This window comes from Bradyrhizobium manausense (assembly GCF_018130615.1).
In the GTDB taxonomy this organism is placed as follows: domain Bacteria; phylum Pseudomonadota; class Alphaproteobacteria; order Rhizobiales; family Xanthobacteraceae; genus Bradyrhizobium; species Bradyrhizobium manausense_A.
In genome coordinates this window covers 15924-31825 of sequence record NZ_JAFCKB010000010.1, presented here as the reverse complement: position 1 = coordinate 31825, position 15902 = coordinate 15924, and the positions used below count along the sequence as shown (strand labels likewise).

Below are 15902 nucleotides of genomic sequence, written 5' to 3'. Positions count from 1 at the left end.
GTGGGCCAAATGCGCGCCTCGACAGCTTATTTCGTCGGTGCCGGAACGATTGTCGCCGCTATCGCCATTGGTCTCGGCGGTGGAATCGTTGCCGGCAACATCATGAATCCAATCGCGCCCAAGCAAGGGCCCGATACCAGCAAGATGGCGCAACGCGCGGAAGCCGCGGCGCCGGCTGCCACCAACGCACCATCGGAACGCGTGCAATATCTCACGGGATCGCAGGCGTTCGGCGCGATGGCCGCTGCGCCGGCTCAGGCGCAGAACGACGCCAAACCCGATACGAAGCCTGACGCGGGAAGCTCCCAGGCCAACGCTGAATCGCCGGCGCCGCCGCTTTCGCAAGCTGCCGCGGTCGAGCCGCCAAAACCATCGCCAGCGCAAGCCGCAAGACCGGCCGAGCAGCAGGCCGCGACGGAGCCGGCATCCTCTCCTGACAATGCTTATGCCAAGGCCAGCAACTCTGACGTGAAGCGCGCCGCATCCGAACGGCGGCGGGCGGAGCGGCGCGAGCGCTGGGCCGAGCGCCGCCGCTATGATCAGCGCGATGCACGCGGCGCGCGCGATCCGGCCGATTGGGATGATGTCGCGCGCAGCGTCCGCGAGGATTCCGACGCGCGCGACTATGCCGGCCGTTCGCGTGGCGGCTTCCCGCAAATCCGATTGTTTGGCTCCGACGACGACGATTAGCGCCTGACGTCCCGCGCACGCGATCGTGAGTGGCGATTCGTCCTGTGGAAGCGCTTGCCTCAATTTTCAACTTCCGGATGATCCCTGTGCGAGGCATGATCGACGCAGCCAGCCAGAGGCCGCGTCATGGGAGTTGCGCTGCTAGCTTGGGGACGCTTCTTCGGCCCGCACGGCGAACGCGTGACCGTGCCGGCGCCGGTCGACGGGCGCGGCGCCCCCTGGCTGCTCGATTTCCTCGCCATCCATGCCCGCGCATTGCGCAATGTCGGCTTCACCGCGATCCAGCTGCCGCCGACGTCGAAAGCGCAAGGCGGTGCCGGACCAGGCTGTGACGGCTATGGCGTGTTCGATCCCCGCGACATCGGCAGCAAGAACCAGCAAGGCTCGGTCGCCACGCGCTATGGCACGAAGACGTCGCTGACACGCCTCGTCGCCATCGCGCACGCCTGCGATATCGACGTCTATCTCGACCTCGTGCTGCATCAGCGCAGCGGCGAGAATGGCGGGCCCGGCGTGTTTCGCTATCTCGGCGCGGACGGGCAGTCGCTGAACGGCAGGCACACGACGTCGCCCGGCTGGTTTCGCGGCGTGCCGCCGGACGATCTGCCCGACGATGACGTGCCGAGCCCGCCCAACGATCTTCCGTTCGGCCGCGAGCTGTCCTACCAGCGCTGCCGGCCGCCGCGCGTCACGATCGAGGATGCACTCGACTTCGGCCAGTGGGTGTTCCGCACCACGGGTGCGGACGGCGCCCGCTTCGACGACGTCAAGGGCACCTGGGCGCCGTTCGTGCGCGAGTTCATGACTCACGGCGTGATGGCGTCGAAGTTCTTTTATTCGGAGTATTTCGACGGCAATCGCGCGATCCTCAACGGCTGGGCGACGCAGCCGCCACTCAACGGTCGTTCACTGGTCGCCGACTTCCCCCTGCATTGGGCGCTGCAGGCGGCCTGCGACGGCGGCAACGCGCGCGCGCTGGATGGCGCCGGCTATACCAGCTGGCGTCCCGATCTCACCTGCACCTTCGTCGACAATCCCGATACCGACACCTCGCCGGGCCAGCAGGTCATCAGCAACAAGCTGCTCGCCTATGCCTTCCTGCTGTCGATCGAAGGCTACCCGTTCGTTTACGGCAAGGACTACTTCCCGCCCAGCGTCTGGCCCGGCGCCTACGGGCTGAAACCATGGATCGACAATCTGGTCTGGATCCACGAGCATCTCGCCAACGGGCCGACCAGCACGCGCTTCCTCGACGACAAGGTCGTGGTGCTCAACCGGACCGGCGCGCCCGGCCTGCTGACCGCGTTGAACTTCGACACCATCAACGCGCGCACGATCAGCTGCCAGACTGCTTTCGGCGCCAACGTGCATCTGCACGACTACACCGGCCATCATGACGACATCTGGACCGACGGAAACGGTGTCGCGCGCTTCACGATTCCAAGCAACGCCTTCAGCAAGGGCCAGAGCTATCTGTGCTTCTCGCGTGCAGGCCTGAAGCTCGCATCCATCCGGCATCCGCGCCATACCACGCAGACGATCTTCGGCGCGGTCGATCTCGACACGGGGCCTGCCACCAATGTCGAGACCGAGACGGCACGGATCTGGATTGAGCAAGGGAGCAAGATCGCCCTTCAAGTCGGCCTCGATCGCCACGGCGTGCCGGCGGATGGTTCGCTCAAGGTCACCGTTACCGATGCGCACGGGCACAGCGTGGTCGAAGCCGTGTGCAACGGCGGCCATGTCAGCGCGGACGGAACGGCCGGCGCCAGCGGCGAACATCATATCCGCGTCGCGGGACGGCAGTTGCCCGAGCACGGCGCGGCGTTTTCGATCGACATCACCTACCTCGCCCACAAATCATTTGAGAGGTTTCCATGACGCTGCACCTGTTGTGGACGTCCGCGGACAGTCTCGTTGCCGCCTTCGCGCTGTCGGTCCTTGTGCCCTGGCGACACGCGCTGCCGCTTGCGCTGATGTTCGGGCTCTGCGACGGGCTCGGCTCCGCACTCGGCGTCAGTCTGCCGTTCGCGGGCGGGCTTGGCGCGATGCTGCTGATGGCGAGCGGCGCGGCGCTTCTCGTCGGCTTGCCCATCGCGCAACGCCTCCTGACGGCGCCGGGCTGGCTCTACGTCTTGCCGCCGCTGCTGGCGATCGACAATGTCGTGTCACGCACGAGCGATGCGCCCGCCCTTGCGGCGCTAGCGAGCGCGATCATGGCCGGGCTCGGTTTTGCCAGCGGGGCTATCGTGCTGAATTGGTGGCGCGCAGGCTTGCGCGATGCGCGGCCGCCGGCGGCGGCCTGCCTGATCGCGGCCGGAAGCCTGCTTGCCTGGGGAGGCTAACCATGGTCGCCTCCGTCACCACCCGCGGCTATGATCTCGCGAGGACTGGCACGAACAATGCCGAGACGGTGCTGACGGCGACCGCCGTCCGCACCAAGGGCATCATCAAGCTCTTCAGCATTCCCATTCCCGACGATCCCCGGCTCGAGGCGCAGCCGCTGGCGGTTGCCGGCGTGCACACGCCCGACGGCAGGACCCGCGACCTGATCTTCCAGGCCACGATGGGCAATTGGGTCTACGCCTTTGATGCGATGACCGGCGAAAAGATTTGGGCGACGAATCTCGGTCGTCCCATCGTCGGGACACCGGCCATCGACGGCCACATGACCAACGTCAATTGGGGGATCCTCTCGACCCCTGTGATCGACGAGGCCGCCGGCATTCTCTACGCCTGCGCCTGGATCAGCGACGATGGCAGCGTTGCCAAGGCGCAGCATTTTCTCGGAGCGTTGCGGATCAGCGACGGCTCGAAAGTGCACGACCTGCTCAATCTCGAGGGCGCGGTCTACACCCCGCCGGGTGGCTTGCCCGTGCAGAGATTCATCTCGATCCAACGCAAGCAGCGCAGCGCGCTGACGCTGACACGAAACCACGTGCTGATTCCCTTCGGCACGGTCAGGGAGACCTCGGCGGCGGCGCGGGGCTGGCTGATTGCGGTCGATGTCCATGCCTGGCATCTTGCGGCCGCATGGTGCTCCACCGTCACGCGCTCCGGCGGCGGGCTATGGCAGAGCGGCGCAGGCCCGGCCATTGCTCCCGACGGCTCGATCTACGTCATCACCGGCAACGGCGCGTTCTCGCCGCAGCAGGGCGATTTCGGCGAGAGCATCGTGCGGCTCGCCCTGCACACCGGACCCCACGCGCATTTCGAGGTGCTGTCGTGGTGGACGCCATGGACCGACGCCAATCGGGTCGGCGCCGCACCTGCCGCCGGACTTGCCGCCGCGATCGACGACGATGATGACGACGCGCACGCGCTGCCGTCGAATGTCTCGCTGACGGCGGTGATCGGCCACGCCAAGCGAATGGGAATGGCGCTCACGCCGCTTCATGCGCGCGAGATGGCGCATGTGGCAGTGACGTCCGGGCCCGACGCCATGGATGCGCAGATCGCGCCGGTCGTGGCGCATCATTTGGCCGCGATGAAGGAATCGGCGTGGAGCGACCAGGATTTTGGATCGGGTGGTCCGGTCTACGTCGCATCGGCCCACGCCGTGCTGGCGGCGGGCAAGGACGGCATTCTCTACACGGGCAACGCCGCAGCGCTCGGCGACACGCAGCCGGGCGATCTCCAGGCCGGACACTTCGCCGCCAATTATGCCAAGCTCAAGATGCCGCCGATCCTCTATACGTACTTTGATCCCACCGTGCCGCCGGCGCCGGCTTCGCCAACGCAACTGAATCTGTATCCTGGCGGCGCGACGCGGCATCTGCACGGTACGCCGCTGCTATTCTCCTCAACCACGCATGGCGTGATGCACATCGTCGGCGGCGAGAATAGCGCCCTGCGGGCATGGTCGATCGCTGCCGACGGGACCTCGACCTATCTCGCCGGATCCAACGAGATCGCCTCGCCGCAATCGCCGCGACCATCGGGCGGCATGCCCGGCTGGAGCATCACGCTCGCGGCCAACAACGGCTCTGACGCCATCGTCGTTGCGATGGTCCCTTACAAGGACAGCAACATGATGCTGAGCCCCGGCCGCTTCCTGGTCTATGATGCCCAGAACTTTGCGACCAATCCGGACGGCTCGAAGCGGCTCCAGGTGATCTGGGACAGCGAGAACTGGGGTCCGGAGCACGCCTTCACACATCCCAAGTTCAACCGTCCGATCGTCTGGAAGGGCCGCATCTATCGCCCGACCTATGACGGGCAGCTCGACGTTTATGGGCTGACGAACTAGGACGCGGGCTCATTCAGGTGCAGCCACATTCTGATTGATTCAGATTGAACGGAAAGTGAGGTCGTTGGCGGCGAGCCTATCGAAGCGCGCCGCGACCCGACGGCATTGTTTGATTTTGTTGAAGAACCGCTCGCCCCGGTTGCAAGCAAGGTCTTTCGCGGGTTAGACCGCAACTCCCTGACGCTCGGAGAGCTAGCGATGACCACGATCTCTTGGATCGACCTCGTCGAGAAGAATGCCGCCGAGTTCGGCGAGCTGGTCGCGGGCATCGATCCACACCTGCCTGAGCTTCCTGCCTTTTTCGATCACAGGCGCGACGGCTCGTGGATTGGAGATTACGTCACTTTCATGCTTGAGCTCCTCAAGGGCCAGGTCGGCTTTGTCAAATTTCAGTCCGCATATTTTGAGGCCTGCGGACTGAAGGGGCTGACGGCACTATCGGCCGGTATTGGGCAGGCAAAGGCCAATGGGATGGCAGTCATTCTCGATGCCAAGCGAGGTGACATCGGATCAACTGCGACGGCCTACGCCCGGGCCTATCTCACCCCGACCTCAGCCGGTGGCAGCGGCGACTTTGAAGTCGATTGCCTGACAGTCGCTCCATTCATGGGCCCGGACACGCTGGAGCCTTTTGTCGATTGCGCGCGGAGCTACGGTAAGGGTCTGTTTGTTCTCTGCAGAACGTCAAATCCGGGCGCTGGTTGGCTTCAAGACAAGGTGGCAGGCAACAGGCTGGTCTCCGAGCATGTTGCAGATTTGATTGCCAATATTGAGCCTCCGCAGCAGGGCGCGCAACGCCTGAGTGCGATTGGCGCGGTTATTGGCGCAACGGCGGTTCATGAGGGCAGGCGGTTGCGGCAACTCATGCCACGATCAATCATACTTGCACCGGGGTTGGGCGCGCAGGGGGCGGATGCTGCGACGATCGGCGCCATGCGCGGCCGCTTCGATGGCGATCTCCTCCTCCCGGTTTCGCGCGGTCTTTCGGCCATCGTAGATCGCGATCTTGATATAGACGCGTATCGCAATCTGGTGCTGGAAAGAACCGCCATATTCAAGCTCCTGTCCACACGACGAAGCGACCTTGCTCGAACGAGCGCGTGACCGTCATCCGGTCGGGTGCATGAGAGCCCGCCGGCCGAGGAAAGCGGCCGGCGTGTTTTCCGGGATCGCTTGGCGCGCGGGAGTGATGGCGGGATTACCCGCCGTGCGACTCCACCACCTTGCGGCAGCTGTCGGACAGCCTGGCCTTGTTCTCGCGCAGGCAGGCATTCATCTGCGGCGGCTTGCCGATGTGTTCGGCGCAGAATTTGCCGGCGTCGCTACGGCAGGCCATCTGCTCCTGCGGCGTCGGGCCGGATTGTGCCGCGGCGGGCAGGGCAGCGGCGGTGAGCAGTAGCGCGGCAAGAACTGAAATCTTCATAAAGCACCTCGTTGGAATGGCGGTCGGTTCCGCTCGGGTTCGGGCGAGCCGGACCATCTCGCGGAGATCCTTGGCCGGTCCATGCCATGTTCATGGCATCGGGTCGCTTGCCCGCCTGCCGCACCCCCATCTTCATGGCATGTCTTGGCGCATTGTCTTTTGCCATTGAGGCTGCACGTCGGCTGCGAGACCCGGTGATCGCATCGGGCGCCGAACGGGAAGCAGGAGAGCAAGATGTCGAAAAAAGCGGGAGCGCTGAGCGCCGGGCTGACGGTGATGATGCTGGCGGGTGCGGCGACGGTGTCGCTGGGCACGAGCCCGGCGCAGGCGGTGGTCTATTGCAAGACGGTCGGCGTGCCCAAGGGCTGCGTGGTACGGCCGACGGCGGCTGTGGTGGGAGCGCCGGTCGCGGCTGCAGCCGTGGCAACGCCCGGCGTCGGCGCGCCCGGCGTCGGCGTTCGCGCCGGCACGCCGATGAATCGCGGCGGCCCGGTCAATCGCGTCGGCGTGCGCTAAGCTTCGCGTCCTCACCTCGCCCCGCTTGCGGGGAGAGGAAAGACTTGCGGGTCGAGGCAATTGGGCAAAGGAGCCTGCGAACGAATCCCCGTCCTTCGCAAGCCGACATTCCGGCCTGATCCTCTCTCCGAATGCCCCCGCGTTCGGGGAGAGGCTTTTCAGCTCGCGGCCGCATCGCTGTCGGGGAAGACCTGCGGCAATTGCAGTCGCACCCGCGTGCCCGATTCATCCGAGCTCAGATCGAGAGTTGCGCCGCAGCGCGTGGCGCGACTTCTCATGTTGCGCAGGCCGCGCGCGGTCTGGCCTGCGCCCCCAGCGCCGCCGTCATCACAAAGCGTAAAACCGCGCCCGTCATCCGCGACGCTGATCACGCCATATGGCCCACGGCCGTCATCGTGCGTCTCGATGGTTACGGTGATATGGCGCGCGGCCGCATGCTTGACCGCATTGGTCACGGCCTCGTCGAGAATCCGTACGATCTGGATGACGTGCCAGGGCCTGAGTTCAGGATGCAGCGGCAGGCCTTGTGGCGTCGCCACGCGCCAGTCGAGCGCGATGTCATGGGGCCGCAATTGCATCGCCGCGCGCTCGCGCCAGGAGCCGAGCGCGAGCATGAGATCGCCGCCGATGTCGTCCATGGAATCGATGACCAGTCGAAGATCCTTCAGCGCCGTGCGCGCCGCCTCGGTGATGGTCGCGCCCTCCTGCCCGCGCTCGGAGAGCGCGACGATGCTGATTAGCTGGCCGCCGAGGCCGTCATGGAGGTCGCGCATCAGCCGCGTTCGCTCGTTGGCCAGCGCTGCCGCCCGCGCGCGGGCCTCCTCGCCGGCAAAGTTCGCCTTCAGCCGCTCCTCGGCCTCGCGCACCCGCGCGACGAGCTGACCGGCAAAGCTGTCGACCTGGTTCAGTGCGCGGGCGAAGCGCCAGGTCAGCCCGGCGCCGATCGCGACCAGCATCGCCGAATAGGACAGGCGGGACACGAAGGTGCGTTCGTTGGTGATGACCTCGAACACCGACAGCATGTCGTGAACCCAGCAGGTCAGCACGATCGTCACGGCGCAGCCGATCGTGAAGCTCGCCGCATCCTGCCGCCGCACCACCGTGGCCGCGGTGATGCAGGCCATCAGGACGAGGCTGAGGCCGACCGTGGGGATGCCGAGCACCAGAAACAGGATGCGTGGCAGCGGCGGGCCTGCGACCAGACCGACTGCGAACACGATCAGCCCCGGCGCGAACAGCAGTATGCCGTAACGCGGCCAGCGCCAGCCGAAGAACAGCACACTGAAGACGACAATCAGCGCGCTCTCGATCGGCGCGGTTGCGAGCAGCACCCCGGCGAGGCGCGACACGGTGGCGGGCGGCACCGGCGGCGGCACGAAAGCCTGGATCACGCCCAGCACCATCGCGGCGGCCAGCACGCCGTAGACCGGCTCGCGCCGCCGCATCAGCCACATGATCGCGAGGATGACGGCGAGGATCGACTGCCAGGCGGAGAATGCCACGGGCAGGGTGACGAACAGCAGCGTGCGCGTCTCAAAGGCGGGACGCAAGGCAGCGTCGGGCCCGACATAGACGGTGTCGAGAAATCCCTTCAGCGGCCCCCACACGAACAGCCGCACCGTGATCTCGTTGCTGCCGTCATGCAGCAGCGAGGATGGAATGGCAGCGATCTGCGGCGTGTTGCGGTCCGGCCGGTTGGCATTGGCATCGCGGCGGGAGTCGAGCACGACAACGCCGTTGACGGCGACCTCCACCGCGTTGCTGAAGCGCGGCAGGAACACGGACCATCCGCCATCGCCGCTCCTGAAGGTGAAAGCGCCGGTGTAGAGCGGAGGATCTGGAAGCGAATAGCGCGACGACGCGAAATGCGGCAACGTCACCGGACGTGTCGTGCCGCCCTCCTTGAGCGAAAATCCGCTCAGCGCGAAATCTTCGGGATCGCTGGGTTGGAGCAGCCGTAGCCCGAGGATGGTCGCGATCACGATCAGCGCCTGAAGCAGCAGATAAGGCACAAGGCGCGACACGATCAGCCGGCGTTTCGGTCGCGCAGGTGCCTTCGCTGCGATCTCGCTCACAGCTTGATCAGGCCCTGCTGCACCGCCTCGAACACCGCTTCGCTCCGGGTGTGCACTTCGAGCTTGCGATAGATGTTCTTGATGTGGCCGGGCACGGTTTGCCGGGACAGTCCAAGATGGCTCGCGATCTCGGCGTAGCTGAAACCCTTGGCGATACCCCAGAGGATGTCGATCTCGCGCGGCGTGAGCCTTGCTGTGTTGAGCGCGGGCCCGGGCGGCGGCTCCGTGGAGTTCTGTGTTCGCCGCACGATGAAGCGTGCGATCGAGGCCGAGATCGGCGAGTGCCCGGCGACGAGATCGCGGACCGTGGTGGCGATGTCGGTCGGGAAGGCGTCCTTGAGCAGATAGCCGGTGGCGCCGACGGTGATCGCGGAGATCACGCTTTCCTCGTCGCCCAGCGCCGAGATCACCATGATCTCGGTATCCGGAAAGCGCCGTCTGGTCTCGCGGATCAGCTCGACGCCATGGCCGTCGGGCAGCCGCAGGTCGGTCAGCAGCACGCGTGGTGCGCTGGCCGCCAGCGCGCTGCGGGCTTCGCCGAGCGTGCCGGCGGTACGTACCTCGTAAGCAGCCTTCACCAGCGCATCCTGGAGACGCCAGCAGGTCGGTGCGTCGTCTTCGACGAGGAGGATGGTGATGGCTTCACCGGTCTTGCCCTGGTCCGTCATGATCATGGCCCCGGCCGCGTGTCCCCCGCGGCGCGCAAGGCAAGATTAGCCGCGGTGCTGCGGGCGCGACACCCATAATCATGGGGGCGGGGGAAACGGCAGTGGCGCGCGAGGAGCGTAAAGCGGTTGCGATACACCTCTTGATTGACGGCTTGCCGCGTTGCGCCTAGGCTTCGAAATCGGATGCGGCGATCCTTTCGATCGCGCGATTTGAGCGTCCGCTATTTGAGCCGTGACGATTTCAGCCTTAACCATTTGAGGCATCACGATGAAATACTGGATCAGCTTGCGGAAAGTATCCGGCGACGCGTTTACGGATGAGCTGGGTCCCGTTCGCTACCTCGCCATTCCCGATAACGAGATCCCTGCGCCTCGGCATCAGATTCCGCAGATGCAATGGCTCCGGCAGATCATGGCCATCTTTCCGCCGGATCCGCATTATCCGGATGACGGACCGAGTGGCGATATTCTTTTCTTTGTTCACGGCTATGCCAACACCGTTGAGAATGTCGACGACCGTCACAAGCTGATCCAGGCCGGTCTCACGGCAAACGGATTTTCCTGCCAAGTGATCAGCTTTGATTGGCCGTCGGGCGACCTCGCGCTTGGTTACCTCAGGGATCGCGACGAGGCACGGCTGGCGTCGGTTCGCCTGGTCAGCCACGGGATCAAATTGTTCGTACGAGCGCAGGCGGAAAAGTGCGACATCAACGTCCACGTCCTCGGTCATTCGACCGGTGCGTTCCTCATTCGGGAGGCGTTCGATCATGCCGACGACGGCCAGGCGACGGCAACCGCCTGGACTGCCGGTCAGCTCGTGCTCATCGCAGGTGATGTGTCCGCGGCGTCATTCTCCGCCGGCAATCCGGAGACCGAAAGCACTTACCGGCACTGCTACCGTTTGACCAATTTCTGCAGCGGCTATGACGAGGTCTTGCAAATTTCCAACGTCAAGCGGATCGGGCTTTCGCCGCGCGTCGGTCGTGTGGGCCTGCCTGCTGATGCGCCGCCGAAAGCGGTCAATGTCGATTGCTCCGAACATTTTCACGCAACCTACCCACCTACGGGTGACGTCAGCATCGATGTGCCCATGTCGCATTCATGGTATTTCTCCGACGCCAAGTTTCTCCGCGATCTGACGATCACGCTCAAAGGGGCCGTCGATCGGACCTTGATTCCGACACGCAGCACGGCACCGCTGACTGGCGCGCAGACTCTGGTGTAGCGATGGCGACGGTTATGGCTTCGTCGCGGCCAGCCTTTCCGGCGGCATGCGCGAACCAGGCAGCCGCTGTACGGTGATGCGCGCAGTGCCGCCATTGTTCTTGTAGAACTGCTCGTACGGGCCCTGGAGCGGGTCCAGCGACGCCGGGCGCAGCCATGACGGCAGCAGGGTTGGATAAATCTGGACGGCGTCGTTGACATAGAAGAACAGGTCGCCGGCGTCGGGCGCGACGAATTCCGCGACCAGCCGTCCTTCCAGGTTCTGGCTCTGCCAGATTGCGCGCGCCGTCGGGTCCTTCGGCATAGGCTTGAAATGCCCGAGCTTGTCGATCTCGACCTTGAACGGATTGTCGCTGGGAAGCGCGGCAAATTCCTGCGTCTGTTCGAGCCGAACCGGATATCTGCGGCTCTTCCCCGCCTCGTCCGTCGGTGGATCGTCCTCCGCCGGAATCGTTGGATGTAACCGGCGCGGCAGCTCCTCCGCCGGCATGACGTTGATGGCCTTCAGCGGGATGTCGCTCATCCCCTTCGAGCCGATGCGTACGACGGGCTGGAACCAATCGGCACCGAACTGACGGAGCGTCGGCAAGGCGAGATAATGCGGCAGCGAATAGGTCGTGAAGCCGTTTGTCCCGCTCATGATGGTGCTGTCGAACCAGGGATCCTCGATCTGGATCCAGACCCGGTATTTCCGGCCTTTCTCGACCGCAAGGCCGCTCCACCAGCAAAATGCCTTTGTCTCGAACAGGCCGCGGGCATCGATCGGTTCGTCGAGCACCGGTGTTCCGACTTCAAGCTCTGGGGAAGCCGGGTTCTTGACGGTCGGCGCGGCGCAAATGCTGCCCGTCGCAATGCGGGCCGTGAAGACGCTGGTCGATCCAATCAGCAGCGCAGAGTAGAAGATGACGAACAGGAAGACGAAGGGCAGCACGAGCCTGGAAAAGAGCCAGCGGGCCGGCTCCGCATTCAACCGCATCCACCGGGCGGAGCGGAGCAGCAGACCTGGCTCGTCGGCATGTTTCCGGCTTGCCATTCGGCGTGGCCGGCTCCAGGCGAGTCGCGCGCGCTCCTGAATGGCGTCACGCAGCACAGTGTTCCTGCGCCACACCAGATAGGTGATGATCAGCACGATCGAGGTGATGAACGGGTAATACAGCGTGATGTTGATCCACGGGGCCGCATAGGACGGCAGGATGTTTCCAACCAGCTTGGCGAGCGGACCCAGGACGCCGCCAACGATCCAATCGATGGTGGCGATGATGTGGAGCAATGGCGTGCCTCGCAGGCCGTGGTCCTTCGAGACGCCGACCAGGCTGTACGCGATCCACGGCCAGGCTACGATCACGCCGACCATGAACAGCAGCGAGAAATAGGCGACGCGCCGCAACCACACCGTATCGCGCGTGAGCTTCGCCATCTCGGCGCTCGGCGTGCCCATGAGCGCAAATGCCTCGGCCTCCGCCGTGCGTCGCGCGTCATCGGCTATCGCCAGATAGGCTTCCTTCATCGCTTCGTGCGTGGTATTTGCGGACAGGTTCAGGTGGGTGCCGTCCGGCATCAGCACCAGCGCTTCCGCCGGCAGCATGATCGGCGCGTAGGCATCGCAGCCGAACAGCATGCGTTCGATGACGGCGAAGTGCACGACCGGTAGGCCGCCATTGACCTCACCCGCGAGGACCGGGCGCGGCCCGTAGCGGTAGAGGATCGCCGCGCCGCTGCGCGAATCGTGCATCGGGCCGATCGCCGATTGATACTCCCTGAAATGCTCGATCTCGCCGTTCTGGAAACGGAGCTGGCCGCCGAGCTGATCGGTCATCCAGACCAGCGGCACGAAGGACAACGTGCATTCCGGATAGCCGCCGCCAATGTCGGAGTGGACGCCGGCGAACCAGACTTCCTTGACCGTTTGGTCGGCCGCCAGATGGCTCTGGTCGATCCGCAGCGGATGGAATGTGGTGCGCTCGTCGTCGAGTGCGAGCGCGTGACAGATGTGCTTCACCTTGTGCGAGGGCCGGTGATTGCGGAACGAGATCGGCCAGATCGCCCAGTCGATCGCAACACGCAGCTCCTCGATCGGGACGCCGAAGGCTTCGACCGTGTCGAACAGTCCGAGGAACTCGATGTTGACGTCCTTGCGGCCGTTCATCGCCGCGCGGACATCGGCGTAGGAGCGGTGTCCGCAGATCAAATGGTAGAAGTAGAGCACGATGTCCCGGATCACGCGCGCGATCCAGATCGTCGGCAGGCTTTTCTTCCACGGCACGGTGTCACGGCGGTACTCTCGCCACGCGGACATGGTGTTGCGCACCATCTCCTCATGCGACACCGGCTCGTCTCCGATCATCGCGGGCACGAGGCCCTGGCTTGCGATCAGGGCTGCCAGCGTGCGCGCGGTGAAGGCGCCGCGGCTGAAGCCGAAGATGTAGATCTCGTCGCCTTCGCGCCAGTTCCAGCACAGGAAACGATAGAGCTTGCGGACGTTGGCCGGCACGCCGATGCCGGTGGCGCCGTCGAGTGCGGCGAGCGGCGCCCAGCCGGCGGTGCCGACGCCCTTGATGTAATAGGCGATCTGATCGGGCTGGGTATGGTCGAGCGCCTCGTAGAGACGCCAGACGCTGGACTCCTGGGTGGTGAAGGCGTTGCCGGTGCCGTCAGCGAACAGCACAAGCTTGCGCGGTGGACATGGGTCGGGTGCAGTCGCCGCAGCATTTGGATCATCGTGCGCAGGGTCCGGCCTTGCAGGACCGCCATGCAGCGCTCCGTCCCGGTGCGTCATGGACTCCTCCGAAATGTCAGTGGAGATGCTTCAAGCCCCGTTGGGGCGGCACCTTCCGAATTCAATCAACGAGTGCGTCATGAAATACGTGATGGATGTATTCTGCCGACAAACGCGCCGAGGTAGCAATGAGGATTGCGACGTCTCGCTCCCGCCGTCTATGAACTGCGCCACAGTCGGCAAAAGAAAATGCCCGGGGCAAGCCCGGGCATTTCTGTTTGCTTTGCGCAGCGGCCGCTATTGCGAAACGGTCGTGCCCCCGGCTCTCACCTGCCGTTGCCGCGGCAGGCGCCGCCCGGGCCGATATGGTAGCCGCGCGGGCAGGCATGGGCGGCAGGGTTGGCGTAGTTTCTCAGGCAGCCGCCATAGGGACCGCGGTGCCAGCCCGCGCCGCAACCGCCGGCGACGGCGATCACATCGCCGTTGGCCGCCGCGCCGAACGGCGCCAGCGGCATGGCCTGGGCAGAGCTGATGACTGCGCCGAGCGTGAGCGCCACGGCAAAAGCCATTCGTATCATGCGTCTTGCTCCCTGGTGCTGTCGTCTCAGTGGGTGGCTGCGAAAGCGATGCCGGCGCGCACTTCGGTGATCGCCTGGTCGATCAGCCCCATCGCCCGTTCACGATGGCCGCCCTTGTTGGGCTCGGCCTTCGCGAGTTCGCCGCGGGCCGATTGCAGGATCGCGATCGCCTCGTCCATGTGCGGTTGCGCGCCGAGCGCGTAGCCGATGCAGAGGCTGGTTGCGATGGCGCCGCCGAGCACGAGGCTGCGGGGTAGAGAGGTTCGCATGTCGTTGTCTCCTCGAGCGGGCGTCAGGCTGGGGCCGCCCGGTTGCCCGGACGCGAATCGTGTGCGGCGGGATGTCGCATCCTCTGCTTGAATAGGATAGGCGCTGCGGGCCGTCTTGGACTGTCCGGCGCCCGCGGCCTCGCGGCTTGGACTGACCAGCGTAGCCCGATTGATCTCGTCGTGCCCCGCCTTTTCAACTTCGAAAAGCCATTTCTCGAAAAAGTCGTTCTCGATGTCCGTCATCAGGAAGTCGCTCTCGACCGAGATGCTGCCGAGGGAGCTGTCGGACCGGCAGCGCTTCATCCGTTTTGCCGAGCTGTTCGAGCATTTTTCCAACACCGGCGAGCTCGATCCGGCCTCCGACGTGCCGTTTCGCGCCACGATGAACTCGATCCATATCGGCACCACCATGCTCGGCCGTTGCGACGGCAGCTTCGTTACGGTGCGGCGGGAAAAGCGCCAGGTGATCGAGACCGGGGACGATCGCTTTTGCCTCGTGCGCAACACCGGCGATCGCGCCTCGCAGGTGAGCCATCGCGGTCGCGAATTCACCATGCGGCCGGGATCGATGGTGCTGCTCAAGCTCGACGAGCCGTTCTTCGCCGCCGACGGCGCCAGCCAGAAGCGCTTCACCAACGTGCATCTGCCGGTCGATTCCCTGCGCGCCATGGTCACCGATGTCGACGACCTCGTCGGCTGTGAGCTCGAGGCCGGGGGCGCGCTGTCGCTGGTGATGGACTATAGCGATCTCCTGCTCCGCCATCCCGTGGCGGCCGACGAGGCCGGCATGGCGATCGCATCCCATCTGCTCGATCTCGCCGCGATCGGTTTGGGGGCGCGCAGCGACATCGCTGCAGCGGCGCGGCGCCGGGGCCTGCGTGCGGTAAGGCTCAAAGCCGTGCTGTCGGTCCTCGAGGCGCGTTTCCACGAGCCGGATTTCTCCGCGCAGAAGCTCGCCGTTGCCGCCGGTCTCTCCGAGCGCTACGTCAACGAGCTCTTGTTCGAGGCCGGCGCCAGCTTCACCACCCGCCTGACCGAGTTGCGCCTGCGCAAGGCGGCCGACCTGCTCGCCCATCGCGAAGGCCGTATCAGCGATGTCGCCTTCGCCTGCGGCTTCAACGATCTCTCTTATTTCAACCGCTGCTTTCGCCGCAGGTTCGGCCTGACCCCGACCGCCGCACGGGGCAAGTGAGGGGGCGCGCCTATAAAGTCTCCACCTTCGGCGGCGGATATCGCCGCGCCAGCATCGACAGCGACAGACGCCGCTCGTCGGCCGGCAGCTCCCGCCAGGCCAGCACCAGCGGCCGCTTCCAGTCGCCGACGCCAAACTCCATGTCGACCCATTTCTGCGGCTCCGGCCCGTCAAGGCCGCGGACCCAGACGAAATAGCGGGGGAAGTCGTCGGCCTCGGTGTCCGTCCTGGGTCTCCTGGCCATCATTTGCTCACTACATCCAAATGCGTTGCCTCCAGGATATAGATACTGGCGTGGCGGA

Annotated in this window: 15 protein-coding genes; 8 read left to right on the top strand and 7 right to left on the bottom strand. The window is 65.0% G+C overall.

Going from position 1 to position 15902, the window contains the following annotated elements; all coding sequences use genetic code 11:
• The first annotated feature begins 9 nt into the window (after positions 1–9).
• The 5 genes from JQ587_RS19880 to pyrF all read left to right on the top strand — a co-directional run bounded on the left by JQ587_RS19880 (position 10) and on the right by pyrF (position 6043).
• Positions 10–690, top strand: a complete 681-nt coding sequence (locus JQ587_RS19880) for a hypothetical protein (protein WP_212426347.1) — start codon at positions 10–12, stop codon at positions 688–690.
• 126 nt (positions 691–816) lie between these two features.
• Positions 817–2571 (top strand): alpha-amylase family protein, encoded by a 1755-nt coding sequence (locus JQ587_RS19875; RefSeq protein ID WP_212426346.1) that lies wholly within the window; start codon positions 817–819, stop codon positions 2569–2571.
• On the top strand, positions 2568–3035 hold the full coding sequence (locus JQ587_RS19870) for a hypothetical protein (protein ID WP_212426345.1): 468 nt from the start codon (positions 2568–2570) through the stop codon (positions 3033–3035). Before JQ587_RS19875 ends, JQ587_RS19870 begins: the two co-directional genes overlap by 4 nt.
• 2 nt (positions 3036–3037) lie before the next feature.
• A complete protein-coding gene (locus JQ587_RS19865; protein ID WP_212426344.1) occupies positions 3038–4939 on the top strand; it encodes a PQQ-binding-like beta-propeller repeat protein in 1902 nt (633 codons plus the stop codon).
• A 198-nt stretch (positions 4940–5137) separates the two neighbouring features.
• Positions 5138–6043 carry an orotidine-5'-phosphate decarboxylase gene (pyrF, locus tag JQ587_RS19855; protein WP_212426488.1) on the top strand — a complete coding sequence of 302 codons (906 nt, stop codon included), beginning with the start codon at positions 5138–5140 and terminating at the stop codon, positions 6041–6043.
• A 94-nt stretch (positions 6044–6137) separates the two neighbouring features.
• Here the strand turns inward: pyrF and JQ587_RS19850 are convergent, their stop codons facing one another.
• The gene (locus JQ587_RS19850; RefSeq protein ID WP_212298460.1) at positions 6138–6362 is read right to left on the bottom strand and encodes a cysteine rich repeat-containing protein; all 225 of its coding nucleotides are present in this window, start codon (positions 6360–6362) and stop codon (positions 6138–6140) included.
• Between the two features lie 234 nt (positions 6363–6596).
• On the opposite strand from JQ587_RS19850, the gene JQ587_RS19845 reads away from it, so the two are divergent.
• Positions 6597–6878 (top strand): hypothetical protein, encoded by a 282-nt coding sequence (locus JQ587_RS19845; RefSeq protein ID WP_212298459.1) that lies wholly within the window; start codon positions 6597–6599, stop codon positions 6876–6878.
• A 158-nt stretch (positions 6879–7036) separates the two neighbouring features.
• Here the strand turns inward: JQ587_RS19845 and JQ587_RS19840 are convergent, their stop codons facing one another.
• Together JQ587_RS19840 and JQ587_RS19835 are read right to left on the bottom strand one after the other, a co-directional pair.
• Positions 7037–8953, bottom strand: a complete 1917-nt coding sequence (locus tag JQ587_RS19840) for a sensor histidine kinase (protein ID WP_212426343.1) — start codon at positions 8951–8953, stop codon at positions 7037–7039.
• The gene (locus JQ587_RS19835; protein ID WP_212426487.1) at positions 8950–9621 is read right to left on the bottom strand and encodes a response regulator; all 672 of its coding nucleotides are present in this window, start codon (positions 9619–9621) and stop codon (positions 8950–8952) included. The genes JQ587_RS19840 and JQ587_RS19835 overlap by 4 nt, the downstream gene beginning before the upstream one ends.
• A 268-nt stretch (positions 9622–9889) precedes the next feature.
• Here JQ587_RS19835 and JQ587_RS19830 point away from each other — a divergent pair, with 268 nt between their 5' ends.
• Positions 9890–10846 (top strand): alpha/beta hydrolase, encoded by a 957-nt coding sequence (locus JQ587_RS19830; RefSeq protein WP_212298457.1) that lies wholly within the window; start codon positions 9890–9892, stop codon positions 10844–10846.
• 12 nt (positions 10847–10858) lie between these two features.
• Here JQ587_RS19830 and JQ587_RS19825 read toward each other — a convergent pair whose 3' ends face one another.
• The 3 genes from JQ587_RS19825 to JQ587_RS36710 all read right to left on the bottom strand — a co-directional run bounded on the left by JQ587_RS19825 (position 10859) and on the right by JQ587_RS36710 (position 14651).
• On the bottom strand, positions 10859–13621 hold the full coding sequence (locus JQ587_RS19825) for a T6SS phospholipase effector Tle1-like catalytic domain-containing protein (protein WP_212426342.1): 2763 nt from the start codon (positions 13619–13621) through the stop codon (positions 10859–10861).
• 266 nt (positions 13622–13887) lie between these two features.
• Complete coding sequence (locus JQ587_RS19820) at positions 13888–14139, bottom strand: GCG_CRPN prefix-to-repeats domain-containing protein (RefSeq protein ID WP_212298455.1); 252 nt, start codon at positions 14137–14139, stop codon at positions 13888–13890.
• A gap of 26 nt (positions 14140–14165) precedes the next feature.
• The gene (locus JQ587_RS36710) at positions 14166–14651 is read right to left on the bottom strand and encodes a hypothetical protein (RefSeq protein WP_249154406.1); all 486 of its coding nucleotides are present in this window, start codon (positions 14649–14651) and stop codon (positions 14166–14168) included.
• Here JQ587_RS36710 and JQ587_RS19810 point away from each other — a divergent pair.
• Entirely contained in the window at positions 14641–15600 is a 960-nt protein-coding gene (locus JQ587_RS19810) for an AraC family transcriptional regulator (RefSeq protein ID WP_212426341.1), read from the top strand. The two genes, JQ587_RS36710 and JQ587_RS19810, sit on opposite strands and share 11 nt — an antisense overlap.
• A gap of 10 nt (positions 15601–15610) precedes the next feature.
• Here the strand turns inward: JQ587_RS19810 and JQ587_RS19805 are convergent, their stop codons facing one another.
• Positions 15611–15844: a hypothetical protein gene (locus tag JQ587_RS19805; RefSeq protein ID WP_212298654.1), complete on the bottom strand. Its 234-nt coding sequence runs from the start codon at positions 15842–15844 to the stop codon at positions 15611–15613.
• Between the last annotated feature and the right edge of the window lie 58 nt (positions 15845–15902).

What these genes read in the sequence shown, in the direction of transcription:
- JQ587_RS19870 (WP_212426345.1), top strand. Translation starts at nt 2,568, where the DNA reads ATGACGCTGCACCTGTTGTGGACGTCCGCGGACAGTCTCGTTGCCGCC.
- JQ587_RS19830 (WP_212298457.1), top strand. Translation starts at nt 9,890, where the DNA reads ATGAAATACTGGATCAGCTTGCGGAAAGTATCCGGCGACGCGTTTACG.
- JQ587_RS19805 (WP_212298654.1), bottom strand. Translation starts at nt 15,844, where the DNA reads ATGGCCAGGAGACCCAGGACGGACACCGAGGCCGACGACTTCCCCCGC.
- JQ587_RS19825 (WP_212426342.1), bottom strand. Translation starts at nt 13,621, where the DNA reads ATGACGCACCGGGACGGAGCGCTGCATGGCGGTCCTGCAAGGCCGGAC.
- pyrF (WP_212426488.1), top strand. Translation starts at nt 5,138, where the DNA reads ATGACCACGATCTCTTGGATCGACCTCGTCGAGAAGAATGCCGCCGAG.
- JQ587_RS19875 (WP_212426346.1), top strand. Translation starts at nt 817, where the DNA reads ATGGGAGTTGCGCTGCTAGCTTGGGGACGCTTCTTCGGCCCGCACGGC.
- JQ587_RS19835 (WP_212426487.1), bottom strand. Translation starts at nt 9,621, where the DNA reads ATGACGGACCAGGGCAAGACCGGTGAAGCCATCACCATCCTCCTCGTC.
- JQ587_RS19880 (WP_212426347.1), top strand. Translation starts at nt 10, where the DNA reads ATGCGCGCCTCGACAGCTTATTTCGTCGGTGCCGGAACGATTGTCGCC.
- JQ587_RS19810 (WP_212426341.1), top strand. Translation starts at nt 14,641, where the DNA reads ATGTCCGTCATCAGGAAGTCGCTCTCGACCGAGATGCTGCCGAGGGAG.
- JQ587_RS19820 (WP_212298455.1), bottom strand. Translation starts at nt 14,139, where the DNA reads ATGATACGAATGGCTTTTGCCGTGGCGCTCACGCTCGGCGCAGTCATC.
- JQ587_RS19865 (WP_212426344.1), top strand. Translation starts at nt 3,038, where the DNA reads ATGGTCGCCTCCGTCACCACCCGCGGCTATGATCTCGCGAGGACTGGC.
- JQ587_RS19845 (WP_212298459.1), top strand. Translation starts at nt 6,597, where the DNA reads ATGTCGAAAAAAGCGGGAGCGCTGAGCGCCGGGCTGACGGTGATGATG.
- JQ587_RS19850 (WP_212298460.1), bottom strand. Translation starts at nt 6,362, where the DNA reads ATGAAGATTTCAGTTCTTGCCGCGCTACTGCTCACCGCCGCTGCCCTG.
- JQ587_RS36710 (WP_249154406.1), bottom strand. Translation starts at nt 14,651, where the DNA reads ATGACGGACATCGAGAACGACTTTTTCGAGAAATGGCTTTTCGAAGTT.